General features: G+C 73.1%; 12 protein-coding genes. 5 read left to right on the top strand and 7 right to left on the bottom strand.

What is annotated here, in order from left to right:
- The first annotated feature begins 355 nt into the window (after nt 1-355).
- Nucleotides 356-1,768, top strand: coding sequence for a PP2C family protein-serine/threonine phosphatase (locus AC07A4_RS13920; protein ID WP_478597308.1), 1,413 nt, complete (start codon nt 356-358; stop codon nt 1,766-1,768).
- 154 nt (nt 1,769-1,922) lie between these two features.
- Here the strand turns inward: AC07A4_RS13920 and AC07A4_RS13925 are convergent, their stop codons facing one another.
- Entirely contained in the window at nt 1,923-3,422 is a 1,500-nt protein-coding gene (locus tag AC07A4_RS13925; RefSeq protein WP_478597310.1) for a DNA-binding protein NsdB, read from the bottom strand.
- A 234-nt stretch (nt 3,423-3,656) separates the two neighbouring features.
- On the opposite strand from AC07A4_RS13925, the gene AC07A4_RS13930 reads away from it, so the two are divergent.
- Complete coding sequence (locus tag AC07A4_RS13930; RefSeq protein WP_478597312.1) at nt 3,657-4,835, top strand: aminoglycoside phosphotransferase family protein; 1,179 nt, start codon at nt 3,657-3,659, stop codon at nt 4,833-4,835.
- 94 nt (nt 4,836-4,929) lie between these two features.
- Here AC07A4_RS13930 and AC07A4_RS13935 read toward each other — a convergent pair whose 3' ends face one another.
- The 6 genes from AC07A4_RS13935 to AC07A4_RS13960 all read right to left on the bottom strand — a co-directional run bounded on the left by AC07A4_RS13935 (nt 4,930) and on the right by AC07A4_RS13960 (nt 13,780).
- A complete protein-coding gene (locus AC07A4_RS13935) occupies nt 4,930-8,091 on the bottom strand; it encodes a ThuA domain-containing protein (RefSeq protein WP_478597315.1) in 3,162 nt (1,053 codons plus the stop codon).
- A gap of 65 nt (nt 8,092-8,156) precedes the next feature.
- Nucleotides 8,157-9,029, bottom strand: a complete 873-nt coding sequence (locus tag AC07A4_RS13940) for a sugar phosphate isomerase/epimerase family protein (RefSeq protein WP_478597318.1) — start codon at nt 9,027-9,029, stop codon at nt 8,157-8,159.
- Nucleotides 9,026-10,237, bottom strand: coding sequence for a substrate-binding domain-containing protein (locus tag AC07A4_RS13945; protein WP_478597321.1), 1,212 nt, complete (start codon nt 10,235-10,237; stop codon nt 9,026-9,028). Before AC07A4_RS13945 ends, AC07A4_RS13940 begins: the two co-directional genes overlap by 4 nt.
- Nucleotides 10,234-11,256 (bottom strand): ABC transporter permease, encoded by a 1,023-nt coding sequence (locus AC07A4_RS13950; protein WP_478597532.1) that lies wholly within the window; start codon nt 11,254-11,256, stop codon nt 10,234-10,236. Before AC07A4_RS13950 ends, AC07A4_RS13945 begins: the two co-directional genes overlap by 4 nt.
- An 8-nt stretch (nt 11,257-11,264) precedes the next feature.
- Nucleotides 11,265-12,269: an ABC transporter permease gene (locus AC07A4_RS13955; RefSeq protein WP_478597324.1), complete on the bottom strand. Its 1,005-nt coding sequence runs from the start codon at nt 12,267-12,269 to the stop codon at nt 11,265-11,267.
- Nucleotides 12,266-13,780, bottom strand: a complete 1,515-nt coding sequence (locus tag AC07A4_RS13960; protein WP_478597535.1) for a sugar ABC transporter ATP-binding protein — start codon at nt 13,778-13,780, stop codon at nt 12,266-12,268. Before AC07A4_RS13960 ends, AC07A4_RS13955 begins: the two co-directional genes overlap by 4 nt.
- A 206-nt stretch (nt 13,781-13,986) precedes the next feature.
- Here AC07A4_RS13960 and AC07A4_RS13965 point away from each other — a divergent pair, with 206 nt between their 5' ends.
- The 3 genes from AC07A4_RS13965 (at nt 13,987) to AC07A4_RS13975 (ending at nt 17,517) form a co-directional block, all read left to right on the top strand.
- On the top strand, nt 13,987-15,183 hold the full coding sequence (locus AC07A4_RS13965; RefSeq protein WP_478597327.1) for an ROK family protein: 1,197 nt from the start codon (nt 13,987-13,989) through the stop codon (nt 15,181-15,183).
- A gap of 158 nt (nt 15,184-15,341) precedes the next feature.
- On the top strand, nt 15,342-16,244 hold the full coding sequence (locus AC07A4_RS13970) for a 4Fe-4S domain-containing protein (protein ID WP_478597330.1): 903 nt from the start codon (nt 15,342-15,344) through the stop codon (nt 16,242-16,244).
- 106 nt (nt 16,245-16,350) lie between these two features.
- Complete coding sequence (locus tag AC07A4_RS13975; protein ID WP_478597333.1) at nt 16,351-17,517, top strand: serine hydrolase domain-containing protein; 1,167 nt, start codon at nt 16,351-16,353, stop codon at nt 17,515-17,517.
- Nucleotides 17,518-17,660 lie beyond the last annotated feature (143 nt).

Genomic DNA, 17,660 nt, shown 5'->3' on the forward strand with positions numbered 1-17,660 from the left:
GCACCCTTCACCGGAATGCCCCATGTGTGGCGATGCGGCACCGGTTTCCCGGGGCACGTGACAGCGCGCGCCGTCGTGGCGCGAGCCCTCGGAAACCGCCCCGGAGCAGCCCCGTTCAGAGCCGCGGCGACCGTCCTTCCGCGGCCCTTCCACCGAAGGACAATGGCATATGCCAAAAGCACCACCACATCGTGTGTTGCCAAATCCCTTACGCGCCTGTGTCCGCTGTGCCAGAGTCGGTACCGGTCGAAGAGTTGTTACTTAAGTCAGTTCGGAAGCCCGCCAGGAAGCCCCGCCGCACCCCCACTCGCGGCCACGCGAGCCCGGCCGCACCGCATCGCCTACGGAGCACCCCATGCCGTCCCATGTCTTCGCGGACCGCCCCGCTCAGCCGCCGGAGCGCGGCGCGGTCGACGCGCTGATCACACAGACGCGGCGGCTCCGCGGCGAGGTCGACGCCGTGCGTCGCGAGGCCACGGCCGACCACGGCGACCCCGCGGGCCGCTGGCAGCGCGCCCTGTGCGACCTCGCGGTGCACCAACTCAACGACCTGCACGGCCACTTGGCCCAGCTGCGGGACGGACCGCCGCGCCAGCACCGCCCGCAGGGCGGCGCGGCGCGGCCGGATCCGGCGCCCGGATCCCTCCTCAGCCGCGTCGGCAGCGCCGAGTGGAACCTCCTCACCGACGAGGCCAACTGGTCGGGCGAGCTCTATCAGATCCTCGGCCGCGACCCCCAGTCCCCCGCGCTCTCCCTCGACGAACTGCCCTCCCTCGTGCACCCCGACGACCAGCCGCTGCTCACCGCGATGGTCACGGACTGCCTGGTCGACGGCAAACCGATCGACGGCGAGTTCCGGGTCGTCCGCGCCGACGGCGGCGTCCGCCAGGTCCACATGATGGGCGAGCCGGTCCTAGCCGCCGACGGCACCACCGCCTCCATGTGGGCGGTGCTGCGGGACGTCAGCGAGCTGCGCCGCAGCCAGCGCGCCGTGCTCGAGACCCGCGACACGCTCCAGCACCAGCGGCATGCCGCGCAGACCGAGCACCGGCTCGCCGTCGAGCTCCAGGAAGCCGTCCTGCCGCCCTGGCGCGGCTCCCTGCGCCTCCCGCACGGCGGCCCGGCGAGCCTGGACGTCGCCGCCCACTACCTCCCCTCGTCATCGAGCGCCCTCATCGGCGGCGACTGGTACGACGCCCTTGAACTGCCCGACGGCCAGACCCTGCTCAGCGTCGGCGACCTCACCGGACACGGCGTCACGGTCACCTCCGGCATGGCGATGCTCCTCGGCGCGCTGCGCGGCATGGCCGTCACCGGCACCCGGCCCGGCCGCATCATGGGCTGGCTGAACCAGTTACTGGACGCCTCCGTGCAGCCCGCGCTCGGCAGCGCCGTGTGCTGTCTGTACGACCCCGCACGGCACGTGCTGACCTGGTCCCAGGCCGGACACCCCGCCCCGCTGCTGTACCGCGACGGGACGGGGCAGGCCCTGACACCCCCCGACGGCGTCCTGCTCGGCGCGACGTCCGGCGCCTCCTACGAGCAGGCCGAGGAGCAGCTGCGCTCCGGTGACCTGCTCCTGCTGCACACGGACGGCCTGGTGCCGCGGCGCTCCCGAGATGCCGCGACCAGCAGGCTGCTCGCCCTGGCGCCGCGCTTCGCCGAGGCGAAGACGGCTCAGGACTGTGTCCGGGTCGCCGTGGAGGAGTTCGGCGTGGCCCCGCGCGAGGACGACGCGTGTCTGCTGGTGGCCAGGGTCGGAGCCTGAGCCCGCCCGGCCATCGGCCCCGTCGGCCGTGGCGCGGCGGACCCGCGCACGCGACCCCCGGCTCCCGCGCGACGGCGTCCCGCTCGTCCCGCGCGCTCCCCCTGTCTCGCTGTCTCGGCCTGGCTCGGCCTGTCTCGTCGTATGCCTCTATGCCCTATGCCCGCACCCATTTGCCTCCCCCGGGCCTGCCCACGGCCTTCGGCAGGGCGTGCCTGATCTCCTCGCGGAGGTCCTCGATCGTCGGATAGCCCGCGTACTGCGCGGTCAGCCGGTACATCTCCCGCAGCCGGTCCCAGGTGCGGTGTGAGGAGTTCGAGCCCATCGACACGAGCGCGAGCCGTGCGTACCGGTCGGCCTGCTCGGGGTCGTCGGCGATGAAGCACGCCGAGGCCAGCGAGAGGTAGTCGAAGATCGTGGAGCGGTCATGGCCCTTGGTGCGCAGCGCGATGGCCTCCTTGGCGTGCCGCTGCGCCATGTGCGCGGCGGACGGCTCGTGGTCGGCCAGCGTGCGGTAGGCGAGCGCCTGCATGCCGTGCATGTCCGCCTCGTCGAACATCTGCATCCAGCTCGGCGGCGGCACGTCACCCCGGTCGGAGACGAAGAGGTCCTCGGCCCGGCCGAGCGTGCGCCGCATCGCCTGCCCCTTGCCCATCGACGCCTGCGCCCAGGCCTCGATGGTGTGGAGCATCGCCTCGGTGCGCGGCAGCGTCTGGTCGCCCGAGCCGGACTTGGCGAGCTTCATCAGGTCCAGGGCGTCGTCGGGCTTGCCGAGGTGCACCATCTGGCGGGCGGCGCGGGACAGCGCCTCTCCGGCGCGCGGCCGGTCCCCGCCCTCTCGGGCCGCGTGCGCGGCGATCACGAAGTATTTCTGAGCGGTGGGTTCCAGGCCGACGTCGTGCGACATCCAGCCGGCCAGGACCGCGAGGTTGGCGGCGACGCCCCACAGGCGCCGCTGGAGGTGGTCGGGATGTCGGTAGGCGAGCATGCCGCCCACCTCGTTCAGCTGGCCCACTACGGCCTTGCGCTGGAGTCCGCCGCCGCGGGAGGCGTCCCAGGCGCGGAACACCTCGACCGAGCGCTCCAGTTCCTCGATCTCCTGGGACCCGATCGGGGCGGCTTCATAGCGGTCGAACCCGGCGGGATCGGCCTGCAGGGGATCGTCGAGACGGGGGGCGTCGGCCTTCAGGGTCGGATCGGTGTGCAGCCAGTCGTGCATGGCGCTGGTGAGTGCGGAGCCGGCGGCGAGCGCGGCACCCGCGCCCACCAAGCCGCGTCGGTTGAGCATGAGGTCCATTCCCGTGAATTCGGTGAGGACCGCGGCGGTTCGCTCGGGCGCCCACGGCACGCCGTCCGGGTGCTCCACGCTCCCGTCGCCGCGCTGTTTGCCTACGCGCCCGTGCCGGACCAGACCGAGGTCCTCGATGGTCACGACACGGCCGAGACGCTCGGTGAACAGGACCGCCAGAACCCTCGGCACGGGATCACGGGGAATCTCCCCCATGTCGATCCAGCGCCGCACCCGCGAGGTGTCGGTGGCCAGCTGCGGATGGCCCATCGCGGCCGCCTGCCGATTCACCAGTCTGGCGAGTTCCCCCTTGGACCAGCCGGCCAGGCCGAACAGGTCCGACAGGCGGGTATTGGGTTGTCCGTTCACGTCAAGCCCCCAGGTTCTCGGCTGAATTGACAGTAGCCCTCTGTCAGTTGCTGAGCGACTATTCGCCAGGGTTCGCCAGGGTGCGCCACATGGTGTGCCATGGGGCTGCGGGTGTCAGGTAGGAGTGCGCCACCCCGACCCGGTCCCCACGAGGCATTCCCCAGGGTGCACCCACGGAGACCGGGACGGGAGGGCGCCGCAACTCGCAGGCACACGAAGGGATCTGTATCGCCCATGTACGCAGCATCGTCCTCCGTGTCCGCCCCGCCCCGGCCGCTGCGCCCCCACCCCGCCGCCCGGAGCGCCGCCCGCGCGCCGGAGGTCCCCCTGGGGGCAGGCGGCCCCTACCTGGCCCCGGCCCGTACGGCGGCGGCACCGCTCGGAACCGGTCGGCCGCGGCGCGGCGCGACCACCGCTGGCGGTCCGCTCAGCGGCAGACTCGACCTGTCAGGGCCCCAGGGCGCGCAGCTGCGCACCGCGATCGCGTCGGTGCACCGCATCTGCCCGGAGTTCCACCCCGTGCAGGTCCTGCGCCGCAGCGGACGCACGGTCCTGCTCGTCGGCACGACCGGACGCAGCACCGCCGTCGCCAAGTGCCTCCTGGACCACTCGCCCCTGTGGGCCGAACGCATCAGGCACGAAATAGCTGCCTACCGCTCGTTCGTCCGGCATCGTCCGCCGGTCCGCGCGCCACGCCTCATCGCGGCCGACCCGGACGACTGCACGCTGGTGATCGAGCGGATGCCGGGCCGGGTCGCGGCGCTGCTCCGTCACCCCGCGGAGGCCCCGCCCCGGGCCGACGTGCGGGCGGCGATGAGCGCGGTGTGCCGCCTCAACCAGTGGCGGCCACCGCAGGAGATGTTCGGCAGGCCGCTGGACTACGGGCGGCGGATCTCCCGGTTCCACGAGCTGGGGCTGCTCACGGACCGGGACATGGGCGATCTGCAGAAGCTGCTCCACGGCATCGCCCACGCCCATCCGTCGGCGCCGCAGCTGACGTGGCAGTTCTGTCACGGCGACGCCCTGCTGTCGAACATCCTGCTGTCCCCGGCGGGCCCCGTCCTGGTCGACTGGGAACAGGCGGGCTGGTATCTGCCCGGGTACGACCTGGCGACGCTGTGGGCGGTGCTCGGTGACGCCCCGGTGGCGCGGCGCGACATCAGCCAGCTCGCCCAGCAGGCGGGCCCGGCGGCGCGCGACGCGTTCCTGGTCAACCTGATGCTGGTGCTCACCCGCGAGATCAGGCTGTGCGAGACGGCCGTGCAGCGCAGCCTGCACGAGGCGCCCCCGTCGGCACCGGGCCACCCGGTCACCGCCCCGTCCGGCGAGGAACAGCGGCTCCTGCTGCGCCGGCTCCACGACGACTGCCAGATGGCCCGCCGGGCCGTGCGGGCGGCGGTCGGTACGCGGTGAGGGAGGGGTGAGGGGAAGGTGAGGGAAGGAGGACCCGCGGCGCGCGAGGAGTCGGAGCGCGCCGCGGGTCCTTCCCGTGCCGGGCCGGGCGGGGTCAGCCGGAGGAGAACTCCACGGCGTCCACGTCGAAGGCGTTGTTCCGCGGCGCCTTGAAGACGAGGTACAGCGCCTGGGTGCCGGGCGGGGACGCGACGTCGACCGCGGGCGTCTTCTGGTACGTATCCCAGCCGCCGGTGTTGAGCACAGGAGTCGTGGCGAGGAGCGCCCCGTCGGGCGCGCCCGCGCGCAGCTCGATGGAGCCGACGCCGTACGGCGAGGACATCCGGTAGCTGACCTTGGCGACGCCCTCGGCGCTCATCGGTGTGAAGGCGATCCAGTCGCCGTCGCTGATGTCGCCGACGCGCTTGCCGTTCTCCGCGCCCGCCTGGGAGACGATCCGGGTGCCGGACTGGGCGTCGTGGTACTCGGCCTGCTTGTGCCGGGGCTGCAGGACCGAGCGGCCGTAGCCGGTCAGCGCCTTGGTGCCGGGGGCGCCCTTGTCGGTGTACTTGGCGTTCAGGACGTAGGTGAGGTCGGCGCCCTCCGGATGGCCGCCGAGGTCACTCGTGTCGACGGTGCCTTCGCAGCCGGGGATGTCGGTGGTCGGATGCTCGTGGTCGTCGTGGCCGAGCGCGGGGTTCACGAAGACCCGGGAGCAGTCGATCGCCCCGGTCGCGCCGTCTTCGGGATCGGTGACCTTCACCTTGTACGGGATCTTGTCGCCGAAGGTGATGAGCTTGCCGTCGACGGGGGTCTCGACGGTGACCTTCGGCGCGGTGTTGCCCGCGGTGACGGGGATGTTGGCGTAGCCGGACCTGCCGGTGGAGTCCGTGACCTTCAGCTGGGCGTTGAAGTCGCCCTTGGTGGTGTACGTGTGGGAGGGGTCGGGGTCGGTGGAGTCGTAGGTGCCGTCGCCGTCGAAGTCCCAGGCGAAGGTGATCGGGTCGCCGTCGGGGTCCTTGCTGCCCGCGCTGGAGAAGTCGGTCTTCAGGGGCACGGGGCCGTTCGTCGCGGAGGCTTTGGCCTTGGCGACGGGGATGCGCTGGCCCTGGGCGTAGTCGACGCGGTAGAGGCCCGAGTCGTTGTTGCCGCCGCCGAACTCGCTGCCCCACTCCAGGACGTAGAGCGCGCCGTCGGGGCCGAAGGTCATGTCCATGGGCTTGGTGAACTTCGCGGACTTCAGGAAGTCGTTGATCTTCAGGAGCTTGCCCGAGTCGTCGAAGCGGATCTCCTTGACGGAGTCGCGCGCCCATTCGTAGAAGAAGTGCGCGCCGTCGAAGTACCGCGGGAACTTGGTCGTGGACGGGTTCTTCGCGTCGTAGCGGTAGACGGGCCCGCTCATCGGCGCCGAGCCGCCCGCGCCCATCTCCGGGAACTCCTTCGACGCGCCGTAGCCGTACCAGACCTCGGGCAGCGTCAGCGGGGGCAGGTCCTTCAGGCCGGTGTTGTTCGGTGAGGGGTTCACCGGCTTCGCGCAGTCGAACTTCTGCCCCACCCGCTGGGTGTCGGGGTCGTAGGGGGCGTACGCCTGGTTGTTCCCGTGGCAGAACGGCCAGCCGAAGTTCCCGGGCTTCTTGATGACGTTGTACTCGACCAGGCCCTCGGGGCCGCGGTCCGTGGCCGGGCCGCCGCGGTCGGGGCCGTAGTCGGAGACGTGGACGTCTCCGGTCCTGGGGTCGACGGTGAAGCGGAACGGGTTGCGGAAGCCCATGGCGTAGATCTCGGGGCGGGTCTTGGGCGTGCCGGGCTTGAAGAGGTTGCCCCGGGGGATGGTGTAGCCGCCCTTGGCGGTGGGCTTGACGCGCAGGATCTTGCCGCGCAGGTCGTTGGTGTTGCCCGCGGTGCGGGCGGCGTCCAGGCGCTCCTTGCCGGGGCGCCAGTCGAGGGGCGCGTAGCCCTGCCAGTGGGGGTCGAGGTTCGGGGGCACGTCGTCGCCGACGCCGAGGTAGAGGGTGCGGTCGGGGCCGAACTCGACGGCGCCGCCGGTGTGTCCGGGCTCGGGGAAGCTGCGGTCGCGGTAGCCGGGGACGTCGAGGATCTTCTTCTCGCTGGCGAGGTCGAGGGTGCCCGCCTTGGTGACGGTGAAGCGCGCGAGGCGGTTCACGTCGTCCTGGGCGGTGGCCGGGGCGTAGTAGAGGTAGAGCCAGCGGTTGCGGGCGAAGTCGGGGTCGAGTTCCAGGCCGATCAGGCCGTCCTCGCCGCCGGTGTAGGTGTCGACCTTGCCCGCCGTGGTGGTGGCGTGGGTGGCCGGGTCGAAGACCTTCACCTCGCCGCCCCGCTGCGCGTAGTAGACCTTGCCGTCGCGGGCGACGTCGAGCTCCATCGGGTCGGCGGTGTTGTCGTCGAGGGTGACCTTCTCGTAGCCGGACCAGACCGTTCCGCCGCAGTCGCCGGGCTTGTTCCCGGCCGCCCACTGGATGCCGCCGAGGACGTGGTCGCGGAAGGCGGGTTCGCTGTAGGAGGCCTTGTCGTGGCCCATGGCGGTGGCCCACACCTTGCCGCCCTCGGCGTTGCGGCACCAGGAGATGGGGTGGTCGGCGCCCATCGCGGCGCCGCCCGGGTCGTACGTGGTCTCGTCGGCGGAGACCAGGACGTGCACGTCGCCGCGGGGGTTCTTGTCGAAGTTGTACCACTCCTCGGGGCGTTCCCAGCGCCGCGGGAGGCCCTGGGTGGAGGGGTGCGTGTGGTCGGCGACCTTCGCGGTCCCCTTGAGGACGCCGGGTGAGTGGGCGGGCATGTGGGCGCCGCCGTTGACGGTGTCGTCCCACCAGGGGAAGGAGTCCTCGATGCCCATGTCGAGGGTGTTGTGGACGGCGACGATGCCCTTGCCGCCGCGCAGGTACTTCTGGAGGGCCGCGCGCTGGGCGTCGGTGTCCCAGACCATGCCGGAGTTCTGGAGCATCACGATGACGTCGAAGTCCTTGAGCTTCGCGTCGTCGAAGACGGCCGCGTCGTCGGTCTGGACGACGTCGAAGCCCTGTGCGGCGGCCTGCTCCTTGACCATCTGGACGCCCGCGGGGATGGAGTCGTGGACGTAGCCCACGGCCTTGGTGAACAGCAGGGCCCTGAAGGCGGGCGCCTTCTTCTCCGCGCCTGCGGCCGCCGCGGTGGCGGGCAGGAAGCCGACGGCGAGCAGCAGCGCGGTGAGCGCGGCGGTGACGGCTCTTCGTACGCCGCGGGCGCGCGCACCAGTTAAGTCATGTGCATGCCATCCCATGGAGGGTCCTCTCTGTGAGGGCGGGTGGACGGGAAAACGTGCGGGTGCCGGATGCCGTCGGGAGGTCAGAGGTCGGCGAGCGCGCGGCGCAGGAAGGCGAGGCCGTCGACGGCGAGGGCGTCCTGGCTGTCCGCGAACGGGCGCCAGACGGAGGCGGCGACGGCGAGGGAGGCGTGGTGCGCCGTGAACGACTCGACGCACAGGGCGCCTCGGTAGCCGCTCGCGCGCAGCGCGCCGAGGAAGCCCGCCCAGTCGAGGTGGTCCGCGCCGGGCGCGCCCCGGTCGTTGGCGCACACCTGCACGTGGAAGAGCCGGTGCCCGGCGGCGGCGACGGCCGCGGGCAGGGAGCGTTCCTCGATGTTCTGGTGGTAGGTGTCCAGGGCGATGCCGACGCGGTCCTCGGGCAGTCCGGTCAGGGCCTCCAGGGTCTGCGCGACGGTGTTCAGGAGGCTGGTCTCGTAGCGGTTGAGCGGTTCGACCGCGAGGCGGACGGCGGCTCGCGCGGCGTGGTCGACGAGCGGCGCGAGGTGCTCGCGCCACCGCGCGTAGGCGTCGGTGCGCGCGCGGGCGTCCATCGGCCAGGTGCGGCCGACGGCGGCGTAGAGCGGGCCCGCCACGACCGGGGCGCCGAGCGCGTGGGCGGCGTCCACGCACTGGCGCAGATAGTCCTGGGTGGCGCGCACGGTGGCCGGGTCGGCGCACACGAGGTCGCGTCCGGGCGGCATGACGGCGATGACGGCCGCGGGGGCGAGGCCGGTGCCGTCAAGGAGCCTCGCGGTGGCCGCGGGCTCCCAGTCGCCGGGCTGCTCCAGCGGGAGTTCGACGCCGTCGTAGCCCCAGGCGGCCAGGCGCGGCAGGACCTCCGCCAGGGCGGTGGCGGTGACGGGCGAGTGCCAGATCCAGGGGTTCGCGCCGAGCGGCCAGCCGGTGCCGGTCACTTCCGGCCTCCCCACTTCTCGGGGTAGCCGGGCATCTTCTGGCAGCCGCACATGGCGTAGTGCAGGGGCGGCATGCCGTCCTTCAGATAGGTGTCGAGGGTGTCCTCGGTGACGGTGGGCTGGGGCAGCTTCCACTCCTTGGGCACCGGTTCGCCCTTCAGGACGCGCAGGGCGGCGATGACGGGGGTGCGCCACTGGAAGGTGGGGTAGGTGGGCGCGATCGCGGTGAGCTTCTTGTCCTTCCACACCTGGAGGAAGTCCTGCTGGTCCTCGCCGGTGATCGGGGGCACGTCGGCGCCCGCGTCCTCGAAGGCCTCCACGGCGGCCACGGCGGTGGCGCCGGAGTCCATCCACACGCCGTCGACGCCGCCGTGGCGGGCGATCGCGTCGGACACGATCGACTTGGTCTTCGCGGGGTCGCCGTCGGTGAACTTCACGTCGACGACGTCGAGTTCGCTCTTGTCGAAGGCGAGCTTCGCCCCGGACCAGCGTGTCTCCAGGACGTCCACGCCGGGCGAGATGCGCAGGGCGAGGACCTTGCCCCGGGGCGCGACCTCCTCGACGAGGAAGTCGGCGGCGACCGCGCCGTAGCCGTAGCCGCCGATCGGGTTCACGAACGTGACGGCGCAGTCGGTGTCGACGCCCCGGTCGAAGACGATGACGGGCAGTTTGCCGCAGGCCTTCCTCACGGCGGGGGTGAGGGTGGCGGTGGTGTTGGGCGAGACGATGAGCGCGTCGCAGTCCTTGTCGCCCGCGAGTTCCTGGATGTCGGAGATCTGCTTGTCGTCCTTGCCCTGCGCGTCGAGGACCTTGAAGTCGCCGATCTCCTCGTGCAGCGCGGCCTCGGCCTTCATGGTCCTCAGGCCGACCTGCCGCCACGGGTTGAACACCCCGGCGTTGGAGAAGCACAGGCCGACGTCGCCGGAGTCCGTCTTGCGGTGCCGGGCGGTGTCGGTCATCGCCGGTTCGAGCATCTGCTCCCACGGCTTTCCCGCGGGCCCGCGCGGGGTGGCCTCGCCGAGCCTGAGCTGCCGGGCGTACTCGGCGCGGTCGAAGAACGCGGAGGGCTTGTCACCGCTGTCGCCTTGCTGCCGCGCGCTCCGGGAGGCCCCGTCCTCGGGCGGGGCGTCGCTGGAGCACGAGGCGAGCAGGATCCCCGCGAGGGCGGCGGCCAGGGCGGCGAGCTGCGGGCGGCGGCTGCGGGTCATGAGGGGGTCCCTCCGGGTGAGTGGGTACGGCGGCGGCGTACACGGGAGAAGTCGGCGGCGCCCAGGCCGACGGCGGCGATGACGATGACGCCCTGGACGGTGGACTCCAGGGCTCCGGAGACGCCCCGGAGGTTGAGCAGCGTGAACAGCGCCTGGAGCGAGAAGGCGCCCGCCATCGCGGCGAGCACGCTGCCGCGGCCGCCGCCGAGGACCACGCCGCCGAGCACGACGGCGGTGATCGCCTCGAACTCATAGCCCCGGCCCGCCTGCGCGGACACTCCGGAGAACCCGGCGACGAGGACGGCGGCGAGCGCGGCGGCGACCCCGGACAGGACGAACGCGAGGACGCGGACGCGGTGCACATGGACGCCCGCCAGGTGCGCGGCGCGCTCGTTGTCGCCCGTGGCGATCAGCGTCCGGCCGAAGTCGGAGCGCATCAGGAGCACCACGAGGACGGCCGCGGCCAGACAGGCGAGGACCGCCCACGGCAGCCAGCCGAGGGCGGTGCCCCGGCCGAGGCGCCGGAAGTCCTGCGGCAGTTGGCCGTGCGGGGAGCCGCCGGTCCAGTAGAAGACGGCGCCTTCGAGGATCAGCGTCATGCCGAGCGTGGTGATGAACGACGGCACCCGCAGGCCGGTGGTGACCAGACCGTTCACCAGGCCCGCGACGGCTCCCGCGGCGAGCAGGCCCGCCGTCATCAGAAGCCAGGGGGCGTGCGGGTACGAGCCGTACACCTCGGCGGCCGCGACGACCCCGGCGGTGACGATCGCGCCGACGGACAGGTCGAACTCCCCGCACACGACGACCAGGTACTGCCCCGCGGCGAGGATCACCAGGGGCGCCGCCCGCTTGACGAAGGCCAGGAAGCGGTCGGGTTCGTAGAAGCCCGGGTCGGTCACGGCGAGCGCGAGGAGAAGGGCGGCGAGCAGCACATAGACGGGCGCGCCAGGCGAGACACGGGCGCCGAGGGCGCGTGCGAGGCGCCGCGGCGGCGCGGTCGTCCGCTCCACGGGCGGCATGTCGGCGCTCATGCGGCCCTCCTCGTGCCGCGCCGGGCGTACAGGGCGACGGCGGCGATGATCACGACGCCGCGCACCACGTTCTTGACGAACGGGTCGACGCCGAGCTGGTTGAACACCGAGTCCAGGACGGCCAGGACGAGGACGCCGCCGAGCGTGCCCACCACCGATCCGCGCCCGCCCGCCAGGAGAGTGCCGCCGAGCACGACGGCGGCGATGGACTCCAGGTCGTAGCGTGCCTCGGTGCCCGCCCACGGCGCTCCCGCGCCGAGGCGCGCGGCGAGGAACAGCGCGGCGGCGCCCACGCACAGCGAGCACAGGACGTGGGCGGCGACGACGGTGCGGCGGGTGCGCACGCCGGACAGGCGGGCGGCGTGCTCGTCGCCGCCGGTGGCGTACAGGTGGTGGCCGAGCCGGGTGTGCCGGGTGATCACCCAGAGGACGGCGGCGACGGCCAGGAGGAGGAACAGCGACACGGGCACGGGGCCGACGCGGTCGTAGCCGAGGCGCTGGAAGGAGGCGGGCACCGCCCCGGCGGGGCCGGTGTAGTGGTCCTCGATCCAGCCGCGCAGGACGAACGCGGTGCCGAGGGTCGCGATGAACGCGTTGACCTTGAGGCCGGTGACGATGAGCCCGTTGGCGAGCCCGACGGCGGCGGACAGCGCGAGGACGGCGAGCACGGCGGTGACGACGCCGCCGTCCCGCATCGTCGTGGCGGCGACGAGCGTGCCGAGGCTGATGAGGTACGCCACCGACAGGTCGAGGGAGCCGGTGAGGACGACGATCGTCTGGCCGACGGCGACCAGGCCGAGCGCCACGCAGTTCTGGAGGATGCCGACGACGTTGGTGAGGGTGAGGAAGTCGCCGCCGCGGGCCGCGACGGCGGTCCAGCCGAGGGCGGTGACGGCCGCGGCCGCGAGCCAGACGCCGACGACGGGGTCGGCGAGCCGGGAGCGGCGGCGCGGGGCGCGGGTCCCCGGGGGCGCCGCGGGGGCGACGGCGGTGCCGGTCATGGCGCTCCTTCCTGGGCGTGGCCGGGGGCCGGGGGCGTCGTCTCGTCGAGGAGGCGCGGCTGGCTCGTCGCGAGCCGCATGACGTCCTCCTCCGCGGGCCCGGCCGGGAGCTCGCCCACGACGCGGCCCTCGGCCATGACGAGGACGCGGTCGCTCATGCCGATGAGCTCCGGCAGTTCGGACGACACGATGAGGACGGCGAGGCCCTCGCGGGCGAGGTCGCGCACCAGGGTGTGGATCGCGGCCTTGGCGCCGACGTCGACGCCGCGCGTCGGCTCGTCGAAGAGCAGGACGCGGGGGCGGGCGGCGAGCCATTTGGCGATGACGACCTTCTGCTGGTTGCCGCCGGAGAGGTAGCGCACCTCGCTGTCCTCGCCCCGCGCCTGGAGCCGGACCTTCTCCAGGAGCGCGGTCGTCTCGCGCGCGGTGGGCGGGCGGGCGCGGGTGCGTGCCGCCCGGGTCACCAGGAGCGCGTTGTCCCGCACGGACTGGCGCAGGGCGAGGCCTTCGGCCTTGCGGTCCTCGGTGACCAGGGCGATGCCCGCGCGGATGGCCCGGCGCGGGCTCGTGGGGCGCAGCGCTCGGCCCGCCACGGTCATCGTGCCCGCGGTGAAGGGGTCCGCGCCGAAAAGGGCCCGCGCGAGCGAGGTGCGCCCCGAGCCCTGAAGGCCCGCGACGCCGGTGATCTCGCCCGCGCGCAGCGTCAGGTCGATGCCGCGCAGCCGCGCGTTGGAGCCGCCGCGCACGGTGAGCACCGCGTCGCCGATGTCGCGGGGGCGGGCGCGCGGCGGGTAGTAGGCGCTCAGGTCCCGGCCCACCATGGCGCGTACGACGGTGTCGGCGTCGGTGTCCGCGGTGCGCAGGGTCGTCACGTGCCGCCCGTCCTTCAGGACGGTGACGCGCCGCGAGAGGTCGAGGACCTCGCGCAGGCGGTGCGAGACGTACAAGATGCCGAGGCCGCGGGCGGCGAGGCGGCGGACGAGGGCGTGAAGGAGGCCGGCTTCGTGCTCGGCGAGGGGCGCGGTCGGCTCGTCCATGACCAGGACACGGACGTCCGAGGCGAGCGCCTTGACGATCTCGACGGTCTGCTGGCGGGCGATGGACAGGTCGCGGACGTGGGCGCGCGGGCTGATCCCGGCCGCGCCGAGGTCGGTGAGGAGGCGCGCGGTGCGGTCCTCCATCGCGCGCCGGTCGACGAGGCCGCGCCGGGTGGGCTCACGGCCCAGGAAGACGTTCTCGGCGACGGTGCGGTGCGCGAGGAGGGCGAACTCCTGGTGGATGATGCCGATTCCGGCGGCCTGGGCCTCGGCGGGGTGGCTGAAGGAGTGCCGGGTGCCGTCGAGCGTGAGGGTGCCCTCGTCCGGGACGTGTTCCCCGGCGAGCACCTTCATCAGCGTCGACTTGCCCGCGCCGTTCTCCCCGACCAGGGCGTGCACCTCGCCCGCGGCGAGGTCGAGCGAGACGCCGTGCAGCACACGGACGCCCAGGAAGCTCTTGGACACGTCCCGCATCACCAGAAGCGGCGGTGTCTGCTGCGCATGCCTCTTGTGCACCCTCAGCTCCTTCGGCAGCGGCCTGCAGAGCAATGTGATGAGACCCCTTTGACCTGTCAAGGGCCCAAGCACGTTTGTTTTCCCGGCATTTGACGGTCACTTAGGTCGACGATCAAACATCATGTGCCTTGTGAGCAGCGGAACTCGCCCTTAGGGTGACTGCCATGTCTGGAGCGCCGGAGCAGCCCCCGTCCACCGCCGTCTCCTCGCCGGGTGAGGTGCTCGCCCTGCTGCGCACCGGGGCGGCGGCCACGCGCGCGGACATCGCCCGGATGACGGGGCTCGCGCGCTCGACGGTGTCCCAGCGGGTGGACGCGCTGATCGCGCACGGCTTCGTCGCCGAGGACGCGGACGGCGGTTCCACCGGCGGGCGGCCGCCGCGCAGGCTGCGCCTGCGGACCCGCGAACACGCCGTCGCGGGGGTCGATCTGGGCGCCTCGCACTGCCGGGTCGCGCTCATGGACATCGGCGGGGAGACGCTGGCGCTGCGCGAGGACCGCCTTTCCATCGCGGACGGCCCGGGGTCGGTCCTCGGCCATGTCGAGCGCACCCTGCGCGCGCTCCTCGCAGAGACCGACCGCGAGGCGGCCGCGCTGCGCTCCATCGGCGTGGGCGTGCCGGGCCCGGTCGAGTTCTCCACCGGCCGCCCGGTGGATCCGCCGATCATGCCGGGCTGGCACCAGTATCCGATCCCGGAGTTCTTCGCCGACCGCTTCGGCGTGCGGGCACTGGTCGACAACGACGTGAACGTGATGGCGCTGGCCGAGCAGCGGCGCGCGTTTCCGGACACCCGCTATCTGCTGTACATCAAGGTCGGTACGGGCATCGGGTGCGGCATCGTCGCGGACGGCAGACTGCACAGGGGCGCGCAGGGCACCGCGGGCGACATCGGCCATATCCGCGTCGCCGGCCTGGAGGAACCGTGCCGGTGCGGCAACTCCGGCTGTCTGGAGGCGGTCGCGGGCGGGGCGGCGCTCGCGCGCAGGCTGTCGGCGCTCGGCCTGGCGGCCGCGTCCGGGAGCGATGTCGTACGCCTGGTGAAATCCGGCCACCACGACGCCGTCCGCATGGTCCGCGAGGCGGGCCGCGCGGTCGGCGAGGTCCTCGCGGGCCTCGTGAACTTCTTCAACCCGGACGCGGTGGTCGTCGGCGGGGCCCTGGCCGCGGTCCACGACCAGCTCCTCGCGGGCGTGCGCGAGGCGGTCTACCGCCGCTCGCACCCCCTGGCCACGCACGTGCTGCGCATCGAGCCGAGCCACACCGGCGAGAACGCGGCGGCGGTCGGCGCGGGCATCCTCGCGGTGGAGCACGCGCTGTCACCGCGTCAGGTGGACCGGGTGGTGGCGGGGAGCGGCTTCTGAACCGAGCCGGAAATGCTGCATTTGCTCCACCTCGGCCACGGTCAGCGAGATGGCCTCGCGCCCCGAAGCACAAGGTCGGCAAGGCCTACCGGTTCCGGCGGCCCACGGGATATCCCTGAATCGGCGGCCCCGCCGAGGGGCCGGGAAGGAGCCCCGCCATGGACCACAGGCACGAGGACCGACACGACGGCGACGACGGCTGGTACGTGGACGACCGCTGCACCAACTGCGACGTCGCCCGGCAGCTGGCGCCCGGTCTGATCACCGAGGCCGACGGGCGCTCGGAGGTGGTGCGCCCGCCGCGCGACGCGGCGGAACTGCGGCTCGTGCACGCCGCCGCCTTCGCCTGCCCCACCCGCTCGGTCCGCCCCGCGTCGGGGCGCCTCGACCGGGAGTGGGACCCCTTCCCGCTCCCCCTGGACGACCGCGTGCTGCTCTGCGGGCACAACTCCCCGCACACCGCCGGGGCCAACTCGTATCTGCTGCTGCGCCCGTCCGGCACGGCGATGATGGTCGACACCCCGCGCTGGAGCCGCGACCTCGCCGCGCGCTGCACGGCGTCGGGCCCGGTCACCGACGTCCTGCTGACCCACCGCGACCACGCGGCGCACGGCCGCCGCTACGCCGACCACTTCGGCGCCCGGCTGTGGATCCACGAGGGCGACCTCGACGCGGCGCCCGACGCGGACCGGGTCATCCGGGGCCTGGACCCGGTGGAGGTCGGCGAGGGGGTCACCGTCCACCCGCTGCCCGGACACACCCGGGGCAGCGTGCTCTACCTCGCGGACGACCGGTACTGCTTCAGCGGAGACAGCGTGTACTGGTCCCGCACGACCGGCGATCTGGAGGTGGCGGAGCACGTCACCTGGTACTCCATCGAGGAGCTGGCCGCGTCCCTTGCCAGGACCGTCGACCGGCTGCGCTGCGAGTGGATGCTGCCGGGCCACGGCGACCGGCGGCGGCTGCCCGCCGACGAGATGGCGCGGCGCCTGCGCGCCCTCGCGGACCGCGCCCGGCACTTGCGGCCCCGCCCCGTCGACTTCGCCGCCCACCGCTGGTGACTCCCCTCACACCACCTGACCAGCGGCCTTACGGCGGCATAAGACGCACAGACCCGCTGTTGTAGCGTCCCGAACCATTCATGACCGGCAAGGGAGGGGCCCGCACATGACGCGTGGCGAGGAACTGGTGCGAGGAACTGTGGCGGAGGGCTACGAGGGCGTACGGGAGGAGTTCGCCGCCTTCCTGGCCGGGGAGCGGGACGCGCCCGAGGCCCAGTTGGTGGCCCATGTGCACGGCCGCAGGGTCGTCGACCTGTGGGGCGGGCCGGGCACCGAGGCCACCACGCGGACCTGCCTGTACTCCATCACCAAGGGTGCCGCGCACCTGGTGGTCGCGCTGCTCGTGCAGGAGGGCGTCCTCGACCTGGACCGCACAGTGGCCTCGTACTGGCCGGAGTTCGGCGCGCACGGCAAGGACCGGCTCACGCTGCGGGAGCTGCTCGCGCACCGGTCCGGGCTCGTCGGCGTCGACGGCGGCTTCAGCCGCGACGAGCTGGCGGACGACCGGCTGCTTGCCGCGCGCCTCGCCGGGCAGCGCCCGTTCTGGGAGCCGGGCACGGCCTACGGCTACCACGGCCTCGTGATCGGCGCCCTCACCGGCGAGGTGGTCCGCCGGGCGACCGGCCGCTCGCTGCGGGAGCTGTACGAGGAGCGCCTCCGCGCGCCCTACGACCTCGACTTCCGCATCGGCGTGCCCGAGGCGGAGCACGACCGCTTCGCCGAGGTCCTGCCGCTGCATCCCACCGACGAGGAGGCCGACCTGCTCCTGGCGAACGCGCCCGAGCCCGACAGCGTCCGGGGCATCGCCTTCAACCTGAACGCGAAGCCGCGGACCGACCTGGTGGACTTCGGCAACAGGAGCCTCACCCGGACGCTCGGCCCCGCCTCCGCGGGCGGCGTCGGCACCGCGCGCGGCGTGGCCGCGATGTACGCGGCGGCGATCAGCGAGGTGGACGGCCGCGCGCCGCTCCTGAAGCCGGACACCATCGCCGAGTTCGCCCGCGTCCAGTACCGCGGCACGGACCTGGTCACCGGCAACGACGACGCGTTCGGCCTGGGCTTCGAGGAGCTCAGCGGCCGCTACTCCGTCCTCAGTGAGGACGCCTTCGGCCACAGCGGCGCGACGGGCTCCCTCGCCCTGGCCGACCCCGCGAGCGGCGTGGCGTACGCCTACACGCGCCGCCGCTTCGGGTTCCCCTCGGGCTACGGCGCCGGGCCGGAGAACCACCGGCTCATCGAGGCCGTGGTCAAGGCCGCGGCCGCGGCGGCCTAGGCGGCCTGGCCGCTGGGGGGCCGCCCGGCCCGCCAGCGGCCGCGACGCCTCATTGGTCCATTCCACTGACGCGCCGCAGGCGATCACGCCGCCCGTGGCGAAAACCCGCGGGAGGGCGGTTGACATGGGAAATCCCTTCCTCT

The organism is Streptomyces sp. NPDC043996 (genome assembly GCF_056435225.1).